The following is a 14,999-nucleotide window of genomic DNA, read 5'->3' as shown; positions in this document are numbered from 1 at the left end:
GGTATTACTCCACAATTTCGATAGGAGTACCAAGTTTCACCGCTGCCATAATTTCATCCATCGCATCGTTAGTGACAGCGATACAACCATCTGTCCAATCACGTCGTTGATTAAATAATGCCAAGTATCCAAAGCCGTTCATTTGCCCATGAATCATGATATCGCCACCCGGATTAACCCCTAATGACTTCGCTCGCGCTTTGTCTTCATCATTGGGATAACTAATATGAATAGAACGATGCGCAATAGAGTTCTCATTTTTATAATCTAAGGTATAAACCCCAACTGGCGTACGCTGATCACCTTCTTGTTGCTTATGACCCACTGGACTACCCCCTAGCGCAATACGATACGACTTAATGGCTTTACCATCGCTCATCAGTTTTAAGACACGATCTGATTTGTCGACGAAGACTCGGTCAATCACTATAGAAGGAGGAATGGGATTCTTGGGTTTTGAGGTGCTTTTGACATAAGCAATAGCGCTGGTGCTGACAATGGCAGCAAGACTAAGAACAATAGTAATAGGCAGCCAAGGCATACGCTGCTCATTTGATGAGTAAGATTTTTTATAAAAAAATAGCATAGGCTTTGATTCCCATAATTAATTTTTTGTCATTAATCATATGTATCAAAGCACTATGCCAGTTTCTGTAGATACGTTTTGTGCAAAAGTGATGAATCACTCAATAGACTGCTACACCATACGAATTGCACCATCTAAGCGAATAACTTCACCATTTAGATAAGCATTATCGATGATGTGAGTGACCAATTTAGCAAATTCATTGGGAGCTCCTAAACGTTTAGGATATGGCACACCTGCTTCTAGCTGCTCGCGTGCCTTTTCAGGAATACTGTCCATCATCGGCGTAGCAAAGACACCCGGTGCGATAGTCATAACACGAATCCCATGCCGTGCCAACTCACGAGCAAGTGGCAAGGTCAGACCAACCACACCTGCCTTAGACGAAGAATAGCTGGCTTGACCTATTTGACCATCAAAGGCTGCGATAGATGCTGTATTAATAATAACACCTTGATCTATGCTATTTTTTACATGGTCACCTGCAGTACCATCACTCGCTATACGTTTAGCAATGCTAGCAGCGACCAAACGGGCGACGTTAAATGAACCGACCAGATTGACATTGACCCCGCGGCTAAATGCCGCCAGGTCTGCTGGATTATTATCACGATCTAGCAGCTTTTGTACCACTACGATACCAGCACAGTTGATTGAGCCTTGTAAGCCGCCGAAAGCTGACTCTGCTATCTCAACCGCTGATTGTACTTCATCGCCATTAGTGATATCACAGCGCACAAAACGTGCGCTATCACCCAGCTCAGCGACCAGTGCTTGACCTGCTGCTTCGTTTAGATCAGCGATGACGACGTTACCGCCTTGAGAGACAATTGCCCGAACCACTGACTCGCCCAAACCTGATGCGCCGCCTGTGACCAAAAAGCTGTTTTCTTTAATTTGCATGATTATTCCTTTAAATCTTCACTTTTTATTAGCTGTTTTCTATGAATTATCTATAAACGCTCTATTGGGTAGTTACGCAGCAGATAAACTACGCAGCAAAAAGCGTTGAATCTTGCCACTTGGTGTTTTTGGTAATTCGGTCACAAACTCGACCTCACGTGGATAGGCATGAGTGGATAGACGTTTGCGCACCAGCTCTTGGATTTCTTTGGCGATTTGCTCACTGCCTTCGATACCCTCTTTTAACACCACATAAGATTTGATCGTATGTCCACGCACTTCGTCTGGCACGCCTACCGCCGCAGATTCTGCCACTGCGTCATGCTCTAATACCGTGTTTTCGACATCCGTAGGCCCTACGCGGTAACCTGCCGTAATGATAATGTCATCATCACGCCCTGAGAACCAATAACTGCCATCACTATGACGCTCAACCACATCACCTGTCAGATAGTAGTCATCTACAAAGGCTTGTTTTTCGTTCCAGCTATAACCACGGAAATAAAACGCAGGTGACTGACTGACGACAACTGCTAGCTGACCCTGCTCTCCATCTGGTAGTACATTCATATCATCATCTAATACCACTAGCTTATGACCTGGTAGTGCCATTCCCATCGAGCCTACTGGAGATTCGTGTTTTAGCGCATGATGCGCACAGCAAGTCATGCCCGTTTCTGTCTGACCGTACTGATCTTTTACCTGACAGCCCAGATAGGTTTCGACCCAGTTGACCACTTCGGTGTTCAGTGTCTCCCCTGCTGAGTTCGCACAGCGCAAAGCGAGTTTGGCATTAGTATCAAGGTCATCTTGACTGTCGTCTTTATTGTCAAATACGCCGCTGGATTTCATCATACGAAATGCGGTGGGTGAAGACGCTAAATTGGTAATCTTATGACGCACCATAAAGTCACGCGTATTGGTCGCGTCAAATCCTGCTTCATTAAAATAAGTCGTGATACCCAATAGCAGCGGCCCTGTGATGGCATAATATAAGCCATATGCCCAGCCGGGATCGGCCATGTTCCAATATTGATCGTCTTCGCGTAGGTCAATGGCATAACGCATATAGAGGTAAAATGCAGGTAAGGCTGATAATGGCACACTCACGCCTTTAGATTTGCCGACTGTCCCAGAGGTAAACATTTGCAAAAATGGCGCGTCCGTATCGAGCGTGACGGGTTCCATCGTTTGCGGCTGTGCTGTCATAGACTGGCTATAGTGATCGTCACCCCATGCCTGGGCATCTTCTATACTGCCGACCAATACCATTTTGGTTTGCTCAGCCAAATCTTCAAACTTACTGCGATTTTCTAAGTTAGTAAAAACGACTTTGGTATCGGCTTTATCCATCCGATACTTGATTGAATCATAGCCAAAAGCAGTAAATAGTGGCTGATATACGGCGCCGATACGCCAAGTTGCTAACACAACAGTGAGCAGCTCTGGCGTACGCGGTAGCATCGTCGCTACTTTGTCGCCCGCTTTTACCCCATACGACTGTAGTAAGTTAGCGATTTGAGCACTTGCTTTATCAAGCTCACCAAAGCTCATGCGCGTTATATTGCCTGCGGTGTCTTCGTGTACTAGCGCGGCATTGTCAGCGCGGCCGTCACGTACATGACGACCACAGCAAGCCATATAAGCATTTAGTCGATCACCTACCTGCTCGCCAAATATTTCTGACAGCAGTGTATTCATATCAAAATTATTATAGTAATCGGTATAGTTTTTTGGCGTGATGGTAATATCTGTATCAATATTCGTCGGGGTTTGAGAGGCGGTGTTCATAAGCTAATCCTTTAGCAATAGCAGGTAACTGGTAAAATGGTATTTATGATTGAATAACGGCCACATCCTATAGACCGTTTCATAGGTTCGTATTTATCATGCTCTATTAGTAACGCATTTTTACGTTTATTTCAATACATAACGTATCATTTTTATTTTATAGAAATAGAGATAATCCATAACTAATTATCATTAATTCGCTATAAGTCCGCGAAGACACCTACAATAGCTAAGGTACTGCCACATATTTTCAATTTCCTATTAAAGAATTAACACCTTAATATTATTATCTAAAACCTCACACTTAAACATTAGCTCTTAAAAACCCTAACAACGCTTTCTCTTCACAGCTTTGGTATTTTTTGGTTCGACCACGGCGTGCTTGTTTGTAAGTCTCAAAAAACTGCCCTGCCAAAAAACGCTCAATGACAATGGGATGAATATAAGAAGCACGGCATACGGTCGGCGTGTTGCCCAGCTCTGCTGCCACACTTTTTACCATATCAGTGACTAACTGCTGTCGCTCAGCGCTTTCTGGCGCACTGGCTAGTATGCTAGCGCCTGCAGACGTTTGTAGCTCGTCGTAGAGGTAGCTTGCCGCGAGTACACTTGCCATCCATGTACGAAAATCTTTTGCGCTGTATAGCTTGCTTTCGCAGTCCATGCCGCATGTGTGCATCCGTAAGTAGTCATTGATATCGCTACTGTCAACGACTTGCTTATGTCCGTTGTCATCTAGATATTTGAATATCTGATAGCCTGGCAGCTCAGAACAGGCTTGCACGATGTCAATCAATCGCTCATCTTGCAGCTCAATGTGGTGTTCTTTTGCGCTTTTGCCGACGAAATCAAACGCCAGTCCATTGTCGGTTTCACTGACATGCTTGCTGCGTAGCGTACTCAGACCATAGCTTTTATTTTGCTTGGCGTAGCGGCTGTTGCCAATACGAATCAAAGTGGTCTCTAGCAATTTAACGACGGCAGCAAGCACATTAGTACGTGACAACGACTCTGCTTCTAAATCTGCCTCCACCTGCGCGCGTAGATTGGGCAGTGCCTCTGCAAATCCTATCATCGCATCAAACTTTGCTTGGTCACGGATATTGTTCCATGACGGATGATATAAGTACTGTTTGCGCAATTTTTCGTCTCGCCCTGTTGATTGCAGATGTCCTCGTTCGTCTTGGCATATCCACACCTCTGACCACATGGGCGGTATCACCAATGCATCAAAACGTTGGCGCAATGCTTTGTCTTTGACCGTATTGCCCGTTGCATCACGATAAGTAAAGCCGCGACCCCAACGTCTACGCTCGTAGCCTGGTTCATCGTCACTCACATAACGCAAATTGGCACGGCGTGCGAGATGCTCGTAATCATGACGCACGTCTTTGGTAGTTGTCTGCTGGCTTGTCTGTAATTTTGCCTTTGTCATAAACCTGTATACCTTTAAGAATTCATGGTTTTAGCATAATTAATGGCGGTAGTTTTTGCTGTTTATTTGGCACAGACAAAGTGTAATCCTGTGTAAAACATTATTCTCATAATGATAGCTTAAAATTCATTTGAAATATGACACACAAAAAAACGCCAAGCATAAAATACTTGGCGTTTTTCGTTTTGATACTACTATAACTTAGAAGTCATTATCTACCGTATACACATAGATAAGCGGTTTCGACGTCTACTTTCACTTGGAACTTTTTATCAGCTTCAACAGTAAACTGCTTGCCAGCGTTAAAGGTTTGCCACTCATCACTCTCTGGTAGCTTGACAGTCAATGCACCGCTCACCACGCTCATGGTTTCAAATTCACTGGTGCCAAACTCATACTCACCAATTTCCATAACGCCGACAGTTGCAGGCTTAGTAGCCGTTTGAAAGGCAATAGAAGTCACTTTATCATCAAAATAATTATTAACGCTTGGCATAATTTTCCTTAATTAAATATTGGTTACTATTTTAAAACGGCTGCTTGTTTAAAACGGCCTTTTACAGTCCTGCTTTTAAACTCGCTTCGATGAACTGATCGAGGTCACCATCTAGTACGGCACCAGTGTTAAAGGTTTCAACACCCGTACGCAAGTCCTTGATACGAGAGTCATCGAGCACGTATGAGCGAATTTGACTGCCCCAGCCAACATCAGACTTACCGTCTTCTACCGCTTGCTGTGATTCCATACGTTTTTGCATTTCAAGCTCATAAAGCTTAGCACGTAGCATCTTCATGGCGGTGGCTTTGTTACCATGTTGACTACGCTCATTCTGACAGGTCACTACCACGCCCGACGGCTCATGGGTAATACGTACCGCAGAATCTGTCGTGTTTACGTGCTGGCCACCCGCTCCAGATGAGCGATAGGTATCGATACGCAAGTCAGCTGGATTGATATCAATCTCGACGTTATCATCTATTTCAGGTGAGACAAATACCGCTGCAAACGAGGTATGACGACCATTATTACTATCAAATGGAGATTTACGCACCAAACGGTGGACGCCAATCTCGGTACGCAACCAACCAAACGCATAATCGCCTTTGATCTCAATCGTTGCCGACTTAATACCAGCCACGCTGCCTGAAGATACTTCAATCACATCTACTTTAAAGCCATGAGCTTCTGCCCAGCGCGTATACATGCGTAGTAGCATTTCAGCCCAATCTTGCGCTTCAGTACCGCCACTGCCCGACTGAATATCTAAGTAGCAGTTATTTGGATCCATCTCACCGCTAAACATCCGGCGAAATTCTAAATCAGCAACGCGTTTCTCAGCGCTATCTAGCTCGCTCTGCACATCGGCTAGCAATGACTCATCTTCTGCTTCGACTGCCAACTCTAGCATGGCAGACGCGTCTTCTAGTGTCGTCTCAAGAGAGACCACCACATCGATAACACCATCAAGGTGACTTTTTTCTTTATTAATTTTGGTCGCACGCTCTGGATCGTTCCATAGCTCGGGGTTTTCTAACTCTAAATTAACTTCTTCTAAGCGTTCTTGCTTACCATCGAAGTCAAAGATACCTCCGCAAGTCCTGACCACGCTCTGATAAATCTTTAATCTGCTCTTGATACGGATTGATTTCCATAAATGTTCCTGTTTTTCTAATAAAATAAATAACGCATGTGGCGCTATTTTAAATGAGATTGAGACTAAATGGTTCGCTAATTGTCGCTATTGCCAATGTTGCTACTATTACTAGCTTAAATAATCTAGATCGACCAATCTTCTACTGCCCAGCGATGGGCCAAAGCATGCGCATGTAACGCATCATCAGGTGACACGCAAACGGCCACATCTGCCCATTCGAGCAATGGGATGTCGTTCTTAGAATCTGAATACGCATACGTTTTTTCAAAGGTAACACCAGCTAACTGCTGCTTATTCACCCATTTGTCTAGATGATATATCTTACCTTTTTTAAAATTGGGCTTGTCCGCTAACTTACCTGTATAGCGATTGTCTTTTATCTCGAGCGGTGTTGATAACACATTGGCGGCTTCTATACCAAAACGTTTGGCAATGGCAGAGACCACAAAATCATTGGTCGCAGAAATAATCACGACTTCGTGTCCTTGCTCAATGTGCTGACACAATACTTCCATCGCTTTTGGGCGAATATGTGGCTCGATTTCGCTTTTGATATAGTCTTCTCTTAGCTCATCAAGTCTATCAAGCGGCAAACTACTCAAAAACTGCGCAACGAATTCATTGTACTCTGTCGCGTCTAGCGTACCTTCAATATAGTCATTATAAAATTTCTGATTGGCCGTACGGTACTGCGCCTCATCGACAAGGTCATGCTTGACGATATACTCGCCCCAAAGATAATCGCTATCGACATCAAGTAATGTATGATCTAAATCAAATAACGCCAGTTGTTTTTGTTGTGTTTGTGCTTGATTTGCCTGCATGGTGAGACCTTATCGTTGGTTGCGAAAAAATATGGAGTGTTGAATAAAAGGGTATAAAACGTAGGAGACAAGTCTATCTGTCTTTAGTCAGGCATAGTTATTTCTGTTAAACCAGTTTTGAATTTTTGGCAACGCTCAGCATAATGTAGCGCTGACATTTTTAGCATCGCTGCTTGCTCATCGGTCAGCGTCTTGACCACTTTTGCAGGCGCGCCCATCACTAGCGAGTTATCAGGAATAACCTGACCTTCAGTAATCAAGGCTTTCGCCCCTATCAGACAGTTTTTACCGATTTTGACATTGTTAAGTACCACAGCACCAATGCCAATCAGGCTGTTATCACCGACTTCACAGCCATGTAGCATAGCCAGATGACCGATAGTCACGTAATTACCGATTTTCACCTCAATACCTGCATCAGTATGAATCACACTGTTTTCTTGCACATTACTATAGTCACCGATATGGATACGATCGTTGTCACCGCGTATCACTGCACCGAACCAAATATTGGCCTGATGGCCTAAATACACATCGCCCATCACTTGCGCTGAATCTGCTACCCAACCGTTGAACGGTGCGGCAAACTCAGGGGTTTTGTCTAAATACTGATAAATCATAACGACTCCTTGTCATCTTCATTATTGTTATAACAAACGATCATAAAAATTGGGTCTAGCGCTTCGCTGTCCATTGTGGCAAAGCCAACTGCGAAAATCCAGCGCTATTAATACACGCTGGATGTTGATTTTGATAAAAGAAAAGGTAGCTTTTATTCGCTTAGGCTATTTCTATAGAGTCAATATCTTTATAAAGACCCTATTATTAGCCATGAAATGACTATTAATCCAGTAAATCGGCTAGCTATAACCGTCTATTTTGTATATAATACGCAAAATCTGTGCCTAAGCGAGCGGACATGATGCAAGTTACCTATTCACTATCTAGTGGGTTTTGTAGTTTTCATCAATAATGTCTTCTCGCTTTTTTGTGGAAAATTTTTGTGTATCGCCCTTTTTTTACTTTTATATGACAACAGTCAAATGCCGTAAATAAAAGGATACGGAGCAATTTTAGACCAACAAAACACGATGGCACTCACCAATAACAGCGGAGGCAATCCTTGAATTCATCGGCAGAAATACAAGCAATTTTGGCACTAGCAGACGGTACAATCTTTCGCGGTGTCAGTATCGGCAGCCTAGGTCATCGTATTGGTGAAGTGGTATTTAACACAGCCATGACAGGGTATCAAGAAATCCTAACCGATCCAAGTTATGCCCGCCAGCTGGTGACTTTGACTTACCCTCACATCGGTAATACAGGCACCAATAGCGAGGACACAGAATCTGGCAATGGCCACAAAGTATGGGCAGACGGTCTTATCATCCGTGATGCCACCATGGCAACTTCGAACTTCCGTAACTCTGAGTCACTCAGCGACTATTTACAGCGTAATGAAACAGTGGCTATCGCTGAAATTGATACGCGTCAGCTAACACGTCTATTACGTGATAAAGGTGCACAGAACGGCTGTATCATGACTGCCTCAAACGGCGAGACGATCAGTAGCGACGATGAGCAAAAAGCGATTGAGTTAGCAAAAGGCTTTGCAGGTCTAAAGGGTATGGACTTGGCAAAAGAATGCTGCACTACAGAGAACTTTGAGTGGACAGCGGGTACCTGGGATTTATCAGACACCCTACTCAACCGTGATATTCCTGGTAGTCATGATAGTGGTACTGGCGGCTTCTTTAAGCAACTCGGCACTCACATCGATTCTAAATACAACGTCGTCGCTTATGACTTCGGTAGCAAAACCAACATCCTACGCATGCTCGTTGACCGCGGTTGTCACGTAACGGTTGTACCAGCACAGACCCCTATCGCAGATGTGCTAGCAATGAACCCAGATGGCATCTTCTTATCAAACGGCCCTGGTGATCCTGCAGCTTGTGATTACGCTATCGATGCGGTACGTCACATCATTGAGCAAACTGACGTGCCAACGTTTGGCATTTGCTTAGGCCATCAACTGATTGGTCTGGCTAGCGGTGCAAATACTATCAAGATGAAAACTGGCCATCATGGTGCCAACCATCCAGTACAAGACTTAGCGACTGGCACGGTTATGATCACCAGTCAGAACCATGGTTTTGCGGTTGATGAAGACACGCTACCTGACAACGTTAAATCTACTCATCGCTCACTGTTTGATGGTACTAACCAAGGTATCGAGCTAACCGACAAGCCTGTATTTAGCTTCCAAGGTCACCCAGAAGCCAGCCCTGGTCCACATGATGCTGCACCACTGTTTGATAAGTTTGCAGACATGATGGCAGCGGCAAAGGCTAAACAATAAAGATGACCATTCCACATTTTGATGACCTGAGAAAACCCATACTGATGCTATCAAGCGACGGCGAGATATGGAAAAAATCAAAATTTACTGACCCTTTGATAAAGCACTTTAATCTTACTGATGAAGAAGCAACAAAGGAATATGAATCAGGTAATGGTCTTATTTTTGTTGATAGAATTTCTTGGGCATTAAGCTATTTTGCTCTTACAGGAATATTGAATAGACCTAAAAGAGGCTACTATGTTATTAGCTCTTTAGGAAAAACTTTTCTAGATAAAACTAATGAAGAAATCAATATTTTTGTTAAGCAAAAAATGGCAGAAAGACAAGCAGAAAAGCTAAACAATACTGAATTAGGGCAAGATGTTGAAAAAAACAACATTAACCAAAATGCTAATACACCGCAAGAACAACTTTATGCATCTTATGAAACTATTCGTCAAGAAACCTATGAAGAAATACTAGATACTATCTTAACAAAAACACCTATGGCTTTTGAGCGTCTGGTTGTTGAGTTGTTACAGAAAATGGGTTATGGCGGTGCGGTTGAAAAAGCGGGACGAGTAACGCAATACTCTAAAGACGGTGGTATTGATGGTGAAATCTATGAAGACGTATTGGGCTTAGGACGAATACACATTCAGGCAAAACGCTATCAAAAAAGTAATACTATTGGTCGTCCTGATATTCAAAGTTTTGCTGGTGCTTTATTGGGTGATAACGCAAATAAAGGCGTCTTTATTACCACCTCAAAGTTTTCTGCTGATGCCATCATTTATGCTCAAAACCTATCAAACGCAAGAATTGTCTTAATAGATGGTCAAAAACTGGCTGAATATATTTACAAGTATGGTTTGGGTGTGCAGGTTGAACAAACCCTTAGCATCAAGAAACTTGATACAGACTATTGGGATAATATTCCTGATGACGTAAGTTCAACTATGACTCATCTTTCTATATAGTTTCATCGTAAATTCGCAACATATAAATTTAAAACTAAAAGGTCTTACTTATGCCAAAACGTACCGACATAAAAAGCATTCTTATCATTGGCGCAGGCCCTATCGTCATCGGCCAAGCATGTGAGTTTGACTATTCAGGCGCGCAGGCGTGTAAAGCGCTAAAAGAAGAAGGCTACCGCGTCATCTTGGTCAACTCAAACCCTGCGACCATCATGACCGACCCTGTCATGGCTGACGCGACCTATATCGAGCCGATTACTTGGCAAACCGTTGAGCAAATCATTGCCAAAGAACGTCCAGATGCAATCTTGCCAACAATGGGCGGACAGACAGCACTAAACTGTGCGCTAGAGCTGGACAAGCACGGTGTATTGACTAAGTATAACTGTGAATTGATTGGCGCGACCAAAGACTCAATCGAGATGGCAGAAGACCGCAACTTGTTTGATAAAGCCATGAAACGTATTGGCCTTGAGTGCCCTCGCGCTGAAACGGCTGAAACCATGGAAGAAGCCTTTGCGACTCAAGAAAAAATGGGCTATCCGTGTATCATTCGTCCATCATTCACGATGGGTGGCTCAGGCGGCGGTATCGCTTATAACCGCGATGAGTTCATTGAAATCTGCGAGCGCGGTTTTGATTTGTCTCCAAACCATCAGTTACTTATCGATGAGTCATTGATTGGTTGGAAAGAGTACGAGATGGAAGTGGTTCGTGACAAAAACGACAACTGCATCATCATCTGTGCCATCGAAAACTTTGACCCAATGGGTGTGCATACCGGTGACTCAATCACCGTCGCACCTGCACAAACCTTGACCGACAAAGAATACCAAATCATGCGTAATGCGTCATTAGCAGTACTACGTGAGATCGGTGTAGAAACAGGCGGCTCAAACGTCCAGTTCGGTATCAACCCTGATACTGGTCGCATGGTGGTCATCGAGATGAACCCACGCGTATCACGCTCGTCTGCCCTAGCCTCAAAAGCCACTGGCTTCCCGATTGCCAAAATCGCAGCGAAACTGGCCATTGGTTATACGCTAGACGAATTGCAAAACGACATCACTGGTGGCAAAACGCCAGCCAGTTTTGAGCCTGCGCTTGATTATGTCGTGACTAAGATACCTCGTTTCAACTTCGAAAAATTCCCGCAAGCAGACAACATCCTATCGACTCAGATGAAATCGGTCGGTGAAGTGATGGCGATTGGTCGTAATTTCCAAGAGTCGATGCAAAAAGCCTTACGCGGTATGGAAACAGGTGCGGATGGTTTTGATGAGCAAATTGACTTGTTAAAAGTAAGCGCCGAAAAAGCGCGTAGCGAAATCATCAACCGCCTAACCATTCCAACACCTGAGCGTATCTACTACGTTGCTGATGCATTCCGCGTCGGTATGAGTGTCGATGAAGTGTTTAACTTTACCAAGATTGACCCATGGTTCTTGGTACAGATCGAAGACATCGTTAAAACAGAAGCTACCGTAAAATCACTTGGCTTTGGTGGATTGAACGAGAAAAATCTACGTAGCTTTAAACGTAAAGGCTTGTCAGATTTGCGTTTGGCTAAATTGCTTGGTATCTCACAAAAGCAGCTACGCAAAAAGCGTTGGGATCTAAACGTCTATCCAGTCTATAAGCGTGTTGATACGTGCGCCGCAGAGTTTGCGACCAGCACCGCTTATATGTACTCAACCTACGATAGCGAATGTGAAGCCAACCCAACAGACAAAAAGAAGATCATGGTTATCGGTGGCGGTCCTAACCGTATCGGTCAAGGTATTGAGTTTGATTACTGCTGTGTGCATGCAGCGCTTGCTATGCGTGAAGATGGTTACGAAACCATCATGGTCAACTGTAACCCTGAAACGGTTTCAACCGATTATGACACTTCTGACCGTCTATACTTTGAGCCAATCACGTTAGAGGACGTGCTAGAGATCGTCCGTATCGAAAACCCTGATGGCGTGATTGTGCAGTTCGGTGGTCAAACGCCATTGAAACTTGCTCGTGCACTAGAATCAGCAGGCGTTAAAATCATCGGTACTAGCCCAGATGCAATTGACCGTGCCGAAGATCGTGAACGCTTCCAGCATATGATTCAGCAGCTAAACCTAGTACAGCCATCAAACGCACTAGCAACCAGCTTAGAAGACGGCTTGGTTAAAGCAAAAGACGTAGGCTATCCATTGGTTGTACGTCCATCTTATGTATTAGGTGGCCGCGCGATGGAAATCGTCTATAACGAAGACGAGCTAAGACACTATCTACGTACTGCGGTACAAGCATCGAACGAAGCGCCTGTCCTGCTAGATCGCTTCTTAGATGATGCTATCGAAGTCGATGTAGACTGTGTATGTGATGGTACTGATGTCGTCATCGGCGGTATCATGCAACATATCGAACAGGCTGGTGTCCACTCAGGTGACTCAGCATGCTCACTACCACCATACTCACTGTCTAAAGAGCTATGTGATGTGATGCGTGCACAGACGGTCGCCATGGCAAAAGAGCTAGGCGTTATCGGTCTGATGAACGTACAGTTCGCAGTAAAAGGTGAAACGGTATATATCCTAGAAGTGAACCCACGTGCTGCACGTACAGTACCGTTTGTCTCTAAGTGTATCGGTACTTCGTTAGCACAGGTTGCTGCTCGCTGCATGGCTGGCACTTCGCTTAAAGATCAAGGCTTTACTACTGAGATTGTCCCAGCATTCTATGCGGTCAAAGAAGCGGTATTCCCATTCGCTAAGTTCCCAGGTGTTGACCCAATCTTGAGTCCTGAGATGAAATCAACGGGCGAAGTTATGGGCGTGGGCAAAACCTTTGGCGAAGCATTCTACAAGGCCATTATCGGTAGTAATGAGCGTCTGCCAGGTCTACCGACTGAAGGCGAGACAAAAACCGTCTTTATCTCAGTTCGTGATAGTGACAAAGCCCAAATCGCTCCGATTGCTCGTCAGCTTGCAGAATTTGGCTTTAAGATTGTCTCGACCACTGGCACGCAAAAAGTACTGAGCGACGCTGGTATCGAAAGTCAGCAAATCAACAAAGTTACTGAAGGTCGCCCGCATATCGTTGATGCCTTGAAAAATGGCAAAATCGACCTTATCATCAATACCACTGAAGGTAAGCAAGCTCAAGAGGATTCGTTCTCTATTCGCCGTAGTGCGCTACAGGGCAAAGTATTCTACGTCACCACGTTAGGTGCCGCTGATGCCGTCTGCAAATCTTACGCGATTGACTTACCGTTTGATGTCTATAAGTTACAAGATTTGCATGAGCAAGCAAAGTCTATTGACGTGGCTGAATAATTTCAGTAGATTAAGCATAACCGTTAGGCTTGCCTAAAAGCTCACTCAAGTATCGTTGTTTGCTTTAAATATAGCCAACCATGCTTGAGGAACGATACCTTTACCGTGATAGACCTAAAAAGCATAGTGGCTAAATTGCGACTATGCTTTTTATTACGTAAGCTTAAGGGCGCCTATGCTTGAATTGAGGTGAGATACACTCATAAATGATAGCCAACTTATTCATTACATCGTCTTAATTATCACTCTTTTATATTTTATATCCATTGCAACAACACTGACACCATCTCATTATGAGGTGGTGTGGTGTTATTGGTTTAAGGAAAAAACATGCAACGTTACCCAATGACTCCGCAAGGACACGCGGCTTTAGAAGCCGAATTAAAACAGCTAAAAAGTGTCGACCGTCCACGCATCACAGCATCGATTGCTGAAGCACGCGAACACGGCGATTTGAAAGAAAATGCTGAATACCATGCTGCCCGTGAGCAACAAGGTTTTTGTGAAGCACGTATCCGTGATATCGAAGCCAAACTTGGTGGCGCTCAAGTCATCGATCCTTCGACACTGCCAAAAGAAGGCCGTATCGTGTTTGGCGTCAGCGTCGTGATTGAAAACATGGACACCGAAGAAGAGAAACAGTACAAAATCGTTGGCGATGATGAAGCTGACTTTAAAGCTGGCAAAATCTCAGTCAACTCACCAATCGCTCGTGGTTTGATTGGTAAATTCGAAGGCGACGAAGTGCGCATCGAAACGCCAAAGGGCGTGGTTGAATATGAAGTCATGAAAGTTATATACGACTAATAGCTACACTACGTTCTAATCTATAAACTTGATATTCTCAAAGATAGACAGTTTGGGAGATGACTTTTAGATAATAGTTTTTATGACAATGATTGCGGTTAGCTACTTAGTTATGCCATTTCATAAATGAAAGCTGTACTACACATAGATAGCATTTATACCATTTCGGTTACACAATGCTGCTTTTATCCATGATTTGTTTTGGCGCATAATTATTTGAGTTTGAGTGCACCATAGCTTCAATATTAAGTTTATTCAATAAGAAATAGTTAAGATTGAATAGCTTTTATACAAGTGAGTATTGCTGCGCTCTTACTAAAAATAATGATGGTCTGCTCGCACACATAGGCTAATATCAGC

At 43.9% G+C, this 14,999-nt stretch carries 12 protein-coding genes; 4 read left to right on the top strand and 8 right to left on the bottom strand.

Going from position 1 to position 14,999, the window contains the following annotated elements; translation table 11 throughout:
- Positions 1–4 precede the first annotated feature (4 nt).
- From JMX63_RS00835 to JMX63_RS00800, 8 genes are all read right to left on the bottom strand, one after another.
- Positions 5–586, bottom strand: coding sequence for a L,D-transpeptidase family protein (locus JMX63_RS00835; RefSeq protein ID WP_201570118.1), 582 nt, complete (start codon positions 584–586; stop codon positions 5–7).
- A gap of 111 nt (positions 587–697) precedes the next feature.
- Positions 698–1,489: an SDR family NAD(P)-dependent oxidoreductase gene (locus JMX63_RS00830; protein WP_201570109.1), complete on the bottom strand. Its 792-nt coding sequence runs from the start codon at positions 1,487–1,489 to the stop codon at positions 698–700.
- 72 nt (positions 1,490–1,561) lie between these two features.
- A complete protein-coding gene (locus JMX63_RS00825; protein WP_201570091.1) occupies positions 1,562–3,280 on the bottom strand; it encodes an AMP-binding protein in 1,719 nt (572 codons plus the stop codon).
- Between the two features lie 304 nt (positions 3,281–3,584).
- Positions 3,585–4,715, bottom strand: a complete 1,131-nt coding sequence (locus JMX63_RS00820) for a DNA topoisomerase IB (protein ID WP_201570089.1) — start codon at positions 4,713–4,715, stop codon at positions 3,585–3,587.
- 211 nt (positions 4,716–4,926) lie between these two features.
- Positions 4,927–5,211 (bottom strand): pyrimidine/purine nucleoside phosphorylase, encoded by a 285-nt coding sequence (gene ppnP / locus JMX63_RS00815; protein WP_201570087.1) that lies wholly within the window; start codon positions 5,209–5,211, stop codon positions 4,927–4,929.
- A gap of 61 nt (positions 5,212–5,272) precedes the next feature.
- Positions 5,273–6,368, bottom strand: a protein-coding gene (gene prfB / locus JMX63_RS00810) for a peptide chain release factor 2 (RefSeq protein ID WP_102078362.1) whose coding sequence is annotated in 2 segments (ribosomal slippage) — positions 5,273–6,295 and positions 6,297–6,368 — 1,095 coding nt in all. Because the reading frame shifts where the segments join, the coding sequence is not laid out codon by codon here.
- Positions 6,369–6,492: 124 nt separating this feature from the next.
- Complete coding sequence (locus JMX63_RS00805) at positions 6,493–7,194, bottom strand: HAD family hydrolase (RefSeq protein ID WP_201570085.1); 702 nt, start codon at positions 7,192–7,194, stop codon at positions 6,493–6,495.
- An 83-nt stretch (positions 7,195–7,277) separates the two neighbouring features.
- Entirely contained in the window at positions 7,278–7,814 is a 537-nt protein-coding gene (locus tag JMX63_RS00800; RefSeq protein ID WP_201570083.1) for a gamma carbonic anhydrase family protein, read from the bottom strand.
- 503 nt (positions 7,815–8,317) lie between these two features.
- Between JMX63_RS00800 and carA the strand changes: the two genes are divergently transcribed.
- The 4 genes from carA to greA all read left to right on the top strand — a co-directional run bounded on the left by carA (position 8,318) and on the right by greA (position 14,639).
- Positions 8,318–9,556: a glutamine-hydrolyzing carbamoyl-phosphate synthase small subunit gene (carA, locus tag JMX63_RS00795; protein ID WP_201570081.1), complete on the top strand. Its 1,239-nt coding sequence runs from the start codon at positions 8,318–8,320 to the stop codon at positions 9,554–9,556.
- 2 nt (positions 9,557–9,558) lie between these two features.
- Entirely contained in the window at positions 9,559–10,518 is a 960-nt protein-coding gene (locus JMX63_RS00790) for a restriction endonuclease (RefSeq protein ID WP_201570071.1), read from the top strand.
- A 50-nt stretch (positions 10,519–10,568) separates the two neighbouring features.
- Positions 10,569–13,832 (top strand): carbamoyl-phosphate synthase large subunit, encoded by a 3,264-nt coding sequence (gene carB / locus JMX63_RS00785; protein ID WP_201570069.1) that lies wholly within the window; start codon positions 10,569–10,571, stop codon positions 13,830–13,832.
- A gap of 330 nt (positions 13,833–14,162) precedes the next feature.
- Positions 14,163–14,639, top strand: coding sequence for a transcription elongation factor GreA (gene greA / locus JMX63_RS00780; RefSeq protein WP_057760725.1), 477 nt, complete (start codon positions 14,163–14,165; stop codon positions 14,637–14,639).
- The last annotated feature ends 360 nt before the right edge of the window (positions 14,640–14,999 follow it).

Source organism: Psychrobacter nivimaris, from assembly GCF_904846365.1.
GTDB classification, from domain to species: Bacteria; Pseudomonadota; Gammaproteobacteria; order Pseudomonadales; family Moraxellaceae; genus Psychrobacter; species Psychrobacter nivimaris_B.
The sequence above is the reverse complement of the archived record's forward strand: the minus strand, read 5'-3'. Positions and strand labels throughout refer to the sequence as shown.

Bases quoted from the DNA above. Each gene is read 5' to 3' on its own strand.
- JMX63_RS00835 (WP_201570118.1), bottom strand. From the start codon at position 586: ATGCTATTTTTTTATAAAAAATCTTACTCATCAAATGAGCAGCGTATG.
- JMX63_RS00830 (WP_201570109.1), bottom strand. From the start codon at position 1,489: ATGCAAATTAAAGAAAACAGCTTTTTGGTCACAGGCGGCGCATCAGGT.
- JMX63_RS00825 (WP_201570091.1), bottom strand. From the start codon at position 3,280: ATGAACACCGCCTCTCAAACCCCGACGAATATTGATACAGATATTACC.
- JMX63_RS00820 (WP_201570089.1), bottom strand. From the start codon at position 4,715: ATGACAAAGGCAAAATTACAGACAAGCCAGCAGACAACTACCAAAGAC.
- ppnP (WP_201570087.1), bottom strand. From the start codon at position 5,211: ATGCCAAGCGTTAATAATTATTTTGATGATAAAGTGACTTCTATTGCC.
- JMX63_RS00805 (WP_201570085.1), bottom strand. From the start codon at position 7,194: ATGCAGGCAAATCAAGCACAAACACAACAAAAACAACTGGCGTTATTT.
- JMX63_RS00800 (WP_201570083.1), bottom strand. From the start codon at position 7,814: ATGATTTATCAGTATTTAGACAAAACCCCTGAGTTTGCCGCACCGTTC.
- JMX63_RS00790 (WP_201570071.1), top strand. From the start codon at position 9,559: ATGACCATTCCACATTTTGATGACCTGAGAAAACCCATACTGATGCTA.
- carB (WP_201570069.1), top strand. From the start codon at position 10,569: ATGCCAAAACGTACCGACATAAAAAGCATTCTTATCATTGGCGCAGGC.
- greA (WP_057760725.1), top strand. From the start codon at position 14,163: ATGCAACGTTACCCAATGACTCCGCAAGGACACGCGGCTTTAGAAGCC.